This is a genomic window from Rubripirellula amarantea, from assembly GCF_007859865.1.
In the GTDB taxonomy this organism is placed as follows: domain Bacteria; phylum Planctomycetota; class Planctomycetia; order Pirellulales; family Pirellulaceae; genus Rubripirellula; species Rubripirellula amarantea.
In genome coordinates this window covers 974,176-983,405 of record NZ_SJPI01000003.1, presented here as the reverse complement: position 1 = coordinate 983,405, position 9,230 = coordinate 974,176, and the positions used below count along the sequence as shown (strand labels likewise).

Genomic DNA, 9,230 nt, shown 5'->3' with positions numbered 1-9,230 from the left:
CCGGTAGAAGTCGCCAATGGTCAGCAGATCTAATCGGTAGAACGCTTTGGCAAAGAAGACGGCGACGAGCACCAAGCAGAACGAGAACCCGAACGGATCGCCCGGAATCGCGTGCAGCCCTTCACCGGCGAACGTGGCAGAAACCGATAGCACCGTTTCCGCACCGAACCACGTCGCAAACACGCAAGCGAAGTTCATGTACAGCGGCAGGGATCGTCCTGCCACCATGAAATCTCGAGCACCGTGAACCCGTCTAGCTGCCAAACAGCCAATGGCGATGGTGAATAGAAGGTAGCCAATGACAGCGACGGTCAGCATGTTGAAAACCCAGTGAGCGAAGAACTGAATTCGACGTGAGCGCGGAGTTTACGCAATGCTGGCGATTCAGACTACGGGTAGATTTTGACGCTACCGGGGCGATTCTTCAGGCCTATTTGGTTCGTGACCGCCGACGCCGTTCCATGCGGATACGGCACCCGATAGGAACGGTCTCGCTCACCGCGATGCTCTTTCCCTCAAGCAGGCCCGCCACAGCGTCGCGGACGTATGGTTGGGTGATCGCTTTGCCGTCTGGACTATCGTCGAACGAACCCATGTAGGCGATTTTCCGATCGGGGCCGATCACGAAAAACTGAGGCGTGTATTTTGCACCGAAGTCCTTCGCGATCTGCTGTGATTCGTCGTAGAGGTATTCGAATTCGAAGCCTTTTTCTTCGGCCTTTTGTTTCATTGCTTCCAGTGAGTCTTCTTCGATGGTGTTGACGTTGGCCGCAACGACGGTCACCGATCTTCCCTTGAAGTCGCGATGCAGATCAATCAAGCGGTCTTCGACATCGACGGCGTAAGGACAACTGTTGCAAGTGAAGGCGATCACGACCACTTTCGCGTTAGCAAGATCGTCGGATGAGATCATGCGGCCGCTTGTTGACGGCAGGGCTTCCCACTTTGGCGATTGGTCTCCGACGCTTAGCACCGAGTTGAATTCACCTGCGACCGCGAAGAAGGCTAAGTGAGTGAACATCACCAATGATAAAACGACACGTATCATTTCAACTCCCTAGCAAGATCTTGAAGTACTTTGATTCCGCGATGCAAGGTTTCGTCTGATGCTGCGAAACTGATGCGGAAGTGCGAATCATGTTGGCTGAAGATTTTTCCGGGGATGATTAGCAAGCCGCGTTCGATTGCCATTTCGACGAACTTAGAACCGCTGTCGATGGGAGCTTTGGGGTACAGGTAGAACGCGCCGCCCGGTTTGGCAAATTCATAGTAGTCAGCCAGTCCCTCGCAGATCAGATCTCGCTTTCGCCGGTAGTCATCAATATGTCCTGATAGGTTGACCTCCATCGCTCGCAGCGCTCCCCACTGGGCTGGCTGAGGTGAACAAACAAACGAATACTGTTGAACCTTCAGCATTGCTGCGATCACTTCGCTGGGGCCATGGACGTAACCGACCCGCCATCCCGTCATCGCGTGGCTCTTGCTAAAACCGTCGATCACGATCGTTTGGTCGTTGAACTTCGCTGGTGAAACAAAGTCTTCGTCGAACATAAACCGGCTGTAAATTTCGTCGCTCAGCAATGCAATGTTCTTCTCGGCTGCGAGCTTCGCGACCGCTTCAAGTTCTTCCACGGATGCTGTGATTCCGGTCGGGTTGGCGGGCGAATTGACCAGGATCATTTTCGTTCGCGGTGTGATCGCTGCGGCGATCTTGTCAGGGTTGAGTCGAAAATCGGGAGAGGAATCCACTCGAACAGAAACGCCACCACACATTTCCAGCAGTGCGGGATACATCACGAAGTAGGGATCTAGGTAGATCACTTCGTCGCCTGGGTTGATCATCGACAACATGGCCAGCATCAGCCCACCACTGGTTCCACTCGAGACAAATACGTCTCGGTCTGCGTGAGCAAATTGCGAGTCGATGGTGGCTTTCAGTTTCTCTCGTAGTGGACCGATGCCCTGAGTGGGGGAATACGCGTTTTTGCCTTCGTTAATGGCATCGGTCGCCGCTGTTTTGATCTCATCGGGGACGTCGAAATCGGGTTGCCCGATCGACAGGTTGATAGGATCCTTTAGCTTGGCGGCTAGATCAAAGACTTTGCGTATTCCGCTACTTTCGAAAGCGGTCGTTCGTTGGGCGAGCCAAGGGTGCATATTGAAGGTGGTCCCGAAAGCGATGAAGTTCGGCTAGCGAAGATTTGATCACCAAGCCGTGTCAGCACCAGTGTAATCCTTCCCCCATCATTTCCGCAGAGGTCGTTTTCCTTGTCCGAAGTTCGCCTCGTTGAACCTGTGGTTCGCATCTGCGCCGTGATTACGAGTTTTGCGGATGCTCGAGCATGGGCGTTTAAGCGCCTGGAAACCCATTGGGGACCGATCACTGATCGCTCTGCCGAAATTCCATTTGAAGCCGGCGGATTTTATCTCGATTCGATGGGGCCGAATTTAACCAAGACGCTCGTCGCATTTGAGCCGTTCGAAGATCCTGGGGAGCTATCGGAATGGAAGGTGCAATCCAATGCTTGGGAAGCCGAGTACGCCAGCCAGTCCACCAACATGGTGGCACGTCCCGTAAATTTGGACGCAGGGTATCTCAGTCAAGCGAAGTTGGTGCTAGCTACGATCAAAGATCGCGATCACCGTATCTACCTTCGAGACGGAATTTTTGCTGAAGTAACACTCAATTACGTTGGCAAGAAATGGATCCATCATCGTTGGTCGTACCCAAGCTATCGAACAAATGAGGTTTCCGATTTTGCGATGAAGAATCGCGCACGTCTGCGGGAGCATTTACTCGCGACCGGACAAATTCGAACTGGTGAGCCCAAACGTGAATGAAGCATATCCGTGGATGCGGAAGATCCTAATCGCCGCCGCGATTTACAACTTGATTTGGGGAACGTGGGTAGTTCTGCGTCCCAACGATCTCTTTACGCTCACGGGTATTTCGCCGCCGGTCTACCTGGGGATTTGGCAGTGCGTGGGGATGATTGTCGGCGTCTACGGTGTGGGGTATGCCATCGCCGCGTCGAACCCGATACGTCATTGGCCAATCACGTTGGTCGGATTGCTAGGCAAGATTTTGGGGCCGATCGGTTTTGTCTCTACCGTCGCGACGGTTGGGCCTGCTGATCCTGGTTACCTGCCTTTGTCTTGGGGTTGGACCATCGTGACGAACGACTTGATTTGGTGGGCTCCGTTGATTGCAATTCTGTATGTCGCGTTCAAAGAGTCGACCGCTTCGCCGGAACCAGATGACGTGATGCGAGTTTCCCACGCGAACGAAATTTTCGTCAATCAGCATGGCCAAAGCATTGCCGATCTATCTCGCCAATCGCCGCTGCTGGTTCTTTTTCTACGACACAGCGGATGTACGTTTTGCCGCGAAGCCTTGGCCGACCTGCGGGACAAGAAAGACAAACTGAAGCAACAGGGTGTGCTTCCGGTTTTGGTCTATCAAAGCGATTCCGAAGCCGTCATGAAGGACCTGGAACACTATGGGCTAACGGATTGTGATCACGTGAGCGATCCTGGGTGTGAACTGTATCGAGCTTACGGCCTTCGTCGCGGCACACTGGGTCAACTGTTCGGACCGGACGTCTGGTGGCGAGGTTTTAAGGCGGCCATTCTGTCTCGTCATGGCGTGGGCAAGCTCGACGGTGATGGCTTTCAAATGCCTGGTGCTTTCCTGGTCGAAAACAATCGAATCGTAGAGGCCTACCGTCATCAAGCGGTGTCTGATCGTCCAGACGTTTGTCAAATTGCTCGGCGTGACTATTAGTTGTTTGCGGCTTGGTAGTTTGCGGCTTGGTAGTTTGCGGTGATCGCTCAAGCCATAGATCCAATCGTTCAACCGCCCGGGCCGTTAGCGGGTTGGGTACTGTGGCAACGACATATCCTCAGATCGCTCAGCTCTGATATGATCGTGATCGGTGACGACCAGGGCGTCTTACATTCGAGAAAACCAAACTAAGAGATTTTGACGTGAGCGTATTGGAAGGAAAGATTGTAGCCATCACCGGTGGTGGTACTGGGATTGGAGCAGGCATCGCACGCGTATTAGCCAAAGCTGGGTGTCGCGTCACCATCGGTGGCCGACGTCTTGAGCCGCTGCAAAAAGTCGCGGAATCGATCGACGGCGGTACTCCCATTCGAACCAAGACAATCGACGTGGCTGATCCGGAAAGTATCAAGGCTTTCTTTTCCGACATTCGCGAAACCGTGGGAGACGTCGATATTCTGGTCAACAGTGCCGGCATCAATATTCAAAAACGAACGATGGCCGAAATGGTGCCCGAGGATTGGGACCGCGTGATGCAGGTCAACGCCAGCGGAGCGTATCGCTGTATCTATGAAGTCTTGCCCGCGATGCGTGAACGCAAAGACGGCGTCATCATCAATATTTCCTCGGTTGCCGGCAAACGTGCCATCACACTTGGTGGCGTCGTTTATTGTGCCAGCAAGTTTGCCATGACTGCGCTGGGCACGGCTATCTCTAATGAAGTCAGCAACGAAGGCGTCCGTGTGACCAACGTTTACCCGGGCGAAGTGAACACGCCGATCTTGGAAAACCGCCCCACGCCGGTTTCGCAAGAACACAAGGATGCAATCCTGCAGCCCGAGGACATTGCTTCGCTCGTTCTGGGGATTTGCATGCTTCCTCCTCGCGCTCACGTACCTGAGATCGTCATCAAACCTACGATTCAACAGTGGGTTTGATAGGTCATGGCACAACACTTTGATTCCGACGAAGATCAGCCACAGGACTCGGGGTTCGAGATTGATCCCGAGTTGCTTGGCGACGGGTTGAGCTTGGACGATTTGGGAGCCGCCTTCGTAGCGGCTGCCGCCGAGCAAGATCCCGAAGCCTTCGCGTCAGATCCAAGTGACGAGATTGCGGAAGGTCATAGTGAGGAAATCCATGATGACGATGATTTCGAGGCATCGCCGCTCGACGAGGAAGAGTCGCAAGCCGATGCAGACTTGGTGACGCCCGAGGCGATCGTAGAAGGTGCCTTATTCGTCGGTCATCCCGAGAACCAACCACTCACCGAAGAACGCATCGCGAAATTAATGCGAGGAGTTTCGCCGGAAGAGGTTGTTGAAATCATTGACCGACTGAATGCGTCTTACAAAGAACACGGGCAAGCGTTACGAATCGTTCGCGATGACTTCGGGTTTAAGATGACCGTTGCTCCTGAGGTTGAAAGCGTTCGACGCGAATTCCTGGGAAAGGTTCGCGAAACTCGTTTGAGTCAATCCGCCGTCGAAGTACTCGCTTTGGTAGCGTATCAACCTGGGGTGACCGCCCAAAAAGTCCAAGACCAACGTGGTCGTGAAAGCAACTCGTTGCTGAATCAATTAGTTCGACGACAGTTGTTGCGGATGGAGCGCGTGAAGCCCGAAGGTGGCGGGCGCGCTGAACCACACTACTACCCCACCGAACGATTCTTGTACTTGTTCGGCATCGAATCACTCGATGAACTTCCGCAGGTTGAGGAAGGTTTGCGCGAAGGCTAGTTTGCTACCCAGCCGTTTTCGGTTTGTTTGACCAGCCCCGATAGTTCGAGTGTTGTGACAGCGCGGGCGACTTGGAAGTCGACTTCTAAATCGACTGCTTCTCGAAATATACGTTCACAACGTCGCCGAAGACGACGAGTGCTAATTGCGTCATCGTGAGTCAGAACTGCGAAGTACGCTACTAGCATTTCATTGTGCTGTTGGGCTGCGGCTTGCGAGGCAAGGTGGTAGGCGACTCCGGCATTGGAATCAAGTTTCTGGAAATACAAATTCCGCGTCAGGTGCAATTGATAACGGTTCTTGGTTTGAAAGTAGCTGAAGAAGCTCTTAATTGCGTAACCCACCACTAGCGCCACCAGAATCGCGATCCAGTTGAGCGTCAGCACGGCGAATAACAGAGCGTAGCTGGCGATTTTACGAACCGACATCAAGAAACCACCGAGGCTGGGCAGGATGATCTTAACGCGATCGACACCCGAGATCCGTACCCGCGTTCCGGGAAGTAGCATGTCGATGTCTTGTTGAGGGATGTTCTTGAACATCCGCAAGTGCAGGTCGGTTGAGCGAAGTGATTCATCGCTATCTTGATCGTCCCGTAATTGAAACAGGATAATCATGCGCTGATAGATCGGGACTTCGACGTTCTCTCGGCGATAAAACTTCCGCAATCGACGACATACTCTCGTACCCACGACATCGCCTCGCGCGTGAACGACCAATCGCTCGAACAAAGCAAAGTCGACGTGCAAAGGAACGCCCCACTGACTTGCAATGCCTGCGCAGCGTTCAATTTGCTCTTGATCGAGTTTGGCGTATCCCGCGCGTTCAAGCATGTGCTCACAGTGCTGGATCGTGGTATCGATGCTGGAAGCTTTCTGGCGGTCTTCTTCTGTAAGTTCGACTTCGGCATTTCCGACTTCCGCAAGGTCGCATGATTCGTCATGCGGTTCGCGAGTTGACGTTGGCGCAATGGACTTGCATTCTTGGTCGGGATCCATCGAACGGTACAACTTGGCAAATCGCGATTGGTCCATTGAAGATCGTTGACAAACAATGTGCTCGATCTTTCGATCTGCTTTGACAAGTTGCTTGGCTGCGTCCGACATCGCTTCGGGGATAGCCAAGGGAACTGAATCGGCTGCCATCGTACGACGGAGCTCTTCACGAGAGAGCAAGTATTGCAGACAGTCATGTGGCTCGACTGGCAAGTACGGTTCTATCGCCCAATGTTCAGCATCCTCGGAAATGAACCCCGAGGTGCTCAATTCACCCAAGGATCGCGTCAGCGCACCGGTGCCCGCACTGCTTCCGAAGTCATTCGGCGAAATCGCTATGTCGGCAACAGAATCGCTCATCGGATCACATCCAAGTTCATGCCTCGAGCGTTAGGGAGCAGATGGTTGCTCGGATCGCATTCCGACCGTGTTTTCTGCGATGACTCGGTAGGTGTGCGAAACCCCAGGTTTGGCAGTATGGTCGTCATAAGTCATTGGCACGAGTGGTTGAGTCGGGGTGTCGCTGTATTGCAGGTTTTGGAACAACGGCCGACCGAACGGGTTTTGGGACTTTTCGGGAACCATGGCAAGAACCTTACCGTCTCGCTCAATGATGAAACGAGCGATACCACTTTCGAGGTCTGCGTCGGCGACCCAAGTGAGGCGATTGTTGTTCACTTCCACATCCGAAGGTGCCGGTGGCGGTGAAGTATCGGAGATATTGGTGTCTTTGACATACTGCATCCACGCGTTGGCGATGTTCTCGTTGGGCAACCAGACGGCCGTAAGAGGGTCTTTGTCAAATGAAGCGATCGGCGTTGCATCGAATCCAGCCAGGGGTGCCAGCCAGACATCGTCAGTTGGCATTGGTTGAAGAGGCCCATTTTCTTTTCGTGGAAGGCGCGCACTTAGGCAAGCGTCGAACCAGGGAATGGCCAGATAGCGTTGATTGCCACATTCGTGAGCGGTAAGCGGATCAACGGCAACGCCGACCAAGCCTCCGCGGCCGCGAACCGATTGAAAGAACGCTTCATTTGCCGGCCAAACACCCGCGAATCGTCCGTCTTTCACCGTCACACCTTCTTTGGTTCCAGGATTGCACATGATCGGAACTCGCAAGGCTTCGTCGGAAACGGTATGCGCTTTGATCGAAGGTCGTTGAGGATTGTCTTCCAACAAGGGCACGCCCGATCGCAACCAAGCTGCGGCCACACGTTCAGGATGAAGCAGCGTCATGCCGCCTGCCCAATGTCCGCCGCCGCTATGTCCCCACAACGCCCATGGAACGTTAGCCAATTCGGGATGACCCGATTGATGGCCAAGTTCGTTGAGTGCCTTTACAAACGCGTCGCCCGATCCATTTCGCGGATCACACCAAAGTTGGCACTCGGTGCCTTCGGGTTGTTCATACGAGGGGCCCAGCAATGCGCAATCATGCTTCTTGGCCAACGCCTGCCAATGCAAGTCGAAGGCGGCTGTTAATCCTGATTTGCATGAACCTTCACCACAGCCGTGCTGGTGAACAATGACACCGCGAATGGAACTGACGTTTGGCGGAACCCAAATGGTGTAGTTCACGGGAAACGAAAGTTCACCTTCCTGATTGGACGCTTCATAGCGCACGCGGTAGTAAGGCGGTTTCGCATCGGGAAAGATATCGTAAGGTGCTTGTTGGCCGATTGCGGTCGTCGAAAGAGCGGCCAAGAAGAGCAGACAGGATTTCAAAATGCGAGGCATAGAAAACATCTCGGTGAGAAAAAAGTTTGAGGTGGGAAGTCAGGTGGGCGAGGGAGCGTGAGATTGTACTCGCTGATCGTGTCCGGGAGGGCGTAGAGGCGCCGCGAGCGTGTTCGCTACACTTCAAGTGACCGGCTGAGCTGTTTGGCCAAGACTTCACCTAGCGACTTGATCCGTCTCGACCTTTTCTTTGAAACGATATCCATGCAAAGCGATGATACCCATCCTAAGATCTCAGGCATTGCTCTCGATATGGATGGGCTGTTGTTTGATACCGAAAAACTTTATTGGGACGTAGGTGACACCGTGTTGCAGCGACGAGGTTTTCGGTTTTCGCACGAACTTCAACAGAAAATGATGGGACGAGTGGGGACCCAGGCTTTGCAGCAAATGGTCGACCATCACGGGCTGGGTGAAACAGCCGAATCGCTGCTCGTCGAATCGAATGAATTGTATGGCGAGCGAATCTTGCAAGGTGTTGATCCAATGCCAGGTCTTGAAGAATGGATTGAAATGCTGATCCAATCTGAAATTCCATTCGGGCTGGCGACCAGCAGTCAACGAAAGTTTGTCGACGTGATTTTTAAGTCCATCTCATGGCGCAAAAATCTTGCCTTCATGCTGACGGGGGATGATGTCCAAAACGGCAAGCCGCATCCTGAGATGTACCTGACTGCGGCTGCGCGGTTGGGCGTTGAACCGGCTTCCATGCTCGTGCTCGAAGATAGCGGTAATGGATGCGCCGCAGCGGTAGCGGCGGGAACTTATGCGGTGGCGGTTCCTAGCGAGCACACTCGCGGTCAAAATTTTTCCGGTGCCAAGCTTGTCGCCGAATCTTTGCTTGATCCAAGATTGCACGCTTTGCTGCGATAAAAAGTGGCGAATTATGGTCGTGAAACACAAAAAAAACTAAAGTTTCACTTCTAGTTGGTTCATTGCACTTGCCCGCGAAGGACCCTAAGCGGCACTATGGCG

The 9,230-nt window shown here is 53.4% G+C and carries 9 protein-coding genes and 1 pseudogene; 5 read left to right on the top strand and 5 right to left on the bottom strand.

Annotated features, from left to right (window positions below; genetic code table 11):
* From Pla22_RS23835 to Pla22_RS23825, 3 genes and pseudogenes are all read right to left on the bottom strand, one after another.
* Positions 1–318, bottom strand: a pseudogene (locus Pla22_RS23835) (sodium:solute symporter); the annotation flags it as partial.
* 112 nt (positions 319–430) lie between these two features.
* The gene (locus Pla22_RS23830; RefSeq protein WP_146517322.1) at positions 431–1,048 is read right to left on the bottom strand and encodes a thioredoxin family protein; all 618 of its coding nucleotides are present in this window, start codon (positions 1,046–1,048) and stop codon (positions 431–433) included.
* On the bottom strand, positions 1,045–2,157 hold the full coding sequence (locus Pla22_RS23825; protein WP_146517321.1) for a pyridoxal phosphate-dependent aminotransferase: 1,113 nt from the start codon (positions 2,155–2,157) through the stop codon (positions 1,045–1,047). The genes Pla22_RS23830 and Pla22_RS23825 overlap by 4 nt, the downstream gene beginning before the upstream one ends.
* A 111-nt stretch (positions 2,158–2,268) precedes the next feature.
* On the opposite strand from Pla22_RS23825, the gene Pla22_RS23820 reads away from it, so the two are divergent.
* The 4 genes from Pla22_RS23820 to Pla22_RS23805 all read left to right on the top strand — a co-directional run bounded on the left by Pla22_RS23820 (position 2,269) and on the right by Pla22_RS23805 (position 5,523).
* A complete protein-coding gene (locus Pla22_RS23820) occupies positions 2,269–2,841 on the top strand; it encodes a DUF4416 family protein (RefSeq protein ID WP_146517320.1) in 573 nt (190 codons plus the stop codon).
* On the top strand, positions 2,834–3,784 hold the full coding sequence (locus Pla22_RS23815; RefSeq protein WP_146517319.1) for a SelL-related redox protein: 951 nt from the start codon (positions 2,834–2,836) through the stop codon (positions 3,782–3,784). The genes Pla22_RS23820 and Pla22_RS23815 overlap by 8 nt, the downstream gene beginning before the upstream one ends.
* 203 nt (positions 3,785–3,987) lie before the next feature.
* Positions 3,988–4,722 carry an SDR family oxidoreductase gene (locus Pla22_RS23810; protein ID WP_146517318.1) on the top strand — a complete coding sequence of 245 codons (735 nt, stop codon included), beginning with the start codon at positions 3,988–3,990 and terminating at the stop codon, positions 4,720–4,722.
* Positions 4,723–4,728: 6 nt separating this feature from the next.
* Positions 4,729–5,523: an SMC-Scp complex subunit ScpB gene (locus tag Pla22_RS23805; RefSeq protein WP_146517317.1), complete on the top strand. Its 795-nt coding sequence runs from the start codon at positions 4,729–4,731 to the stop codon at positions 5,521–5,523.
* Here the strand turns inward: Pla22_RS23805 and Pla22_RS23800 are convergent.
* Together Pla22_RS23800 and Pla22_RS23795 are read right to left on the bottom strand one after the other, a co-directional pair.
* On the bottom strand, positions 5,520–6,878 hold the full coding sequence (locus Pla22_RS23800; RefSeq protein ID WP_146517316.1) for a DUF3754 domain-containing protein: 1,359 nt from the start codon (positions 6,876–6,878) through the stop codon (positions 5,520–5,522). The two genes, Pla22_RS23805 and Pla22_RS23800, sit on opposite strands and share 4 nt — an antisense overlap.
* A 30-nt stretch (positions 6,879–6,908) precedes the next feature.
* Positions 6,909–8,255 (bottom strand): hypothetical protein, encoded by a 1,347-nt coding sequence (locus Pla22_RS23795; RefSeq protein WP_146517315.1) that lies wholly within the window; start codon positions 8,253–8,255, stop codon positions 6,909–6,911.
* A 204-nt stretch (positions 8,256–8,459) separates the two neighbouring features.
* Between Pla22_RS23795 and Pla22_RS23790 the strand changes: the two genes are divergently transcribed.
* Positions 8,460–9,128: an HAD family hydrolase gene (locus Pla22_RS23790; protein ID WP_146517314.1), complete on the top strand. Its 669-nt coding sequence runs from the start codon at positions 8,460–8,462 to the stop codon at positions 9,126–9,128.
* The last annotated feature ends 102 nt before the right edge of the window (positions 9,129–9,230 follow it).

Excerpts from the sequence above, each read along its gene's own strand:
- Pla22_RS23830 (WP_146517322.1), bottom strand. The coding sequence starts at position 1,048 with ATGATACGTGTCGTTTTATCATTGGTGATGTTCACTCACTTAGCCTTC.
- Pla22_RS23825 (WP_146517321.1), bottom strand. The coding sequence starts at position 2,157 with ATGCACCCTTGGCTCGCCCAACGAACGACCGCTTTCGAAAGTAGCGGA.
- Pla22_RS23805 (WP_146517317.1), top strand. The coding sequence starts at position 4,729 with ATGGCACAACACTTTGATTCCGACGAAGATCAGCCACAGGACTCGGGG.
- Pla22_RS23800 (WP_146517316.1), bottom strand. The coding sequence starts at position 6,878 with ATGAGCGATTCTGTTGCCGACATAGCGATTTCGCCGAATGACTTCGGA.
- Pla22_RS23795 (WP_146517315.1), bottom strand. The coding sequence starts at position 8,255 with ATGCCTCGCATTTTGAAATCCTGTCTGCTCTTCTTGGCCGCTCTTTCG.
- Pla22_RS23790 (WP_146517314.1), top strand. The coding sequence starts at position 8,460 with ATGCAAAGCGATGATACCCATCCTAAGATCTCAGGCATTGCTCTCGAT.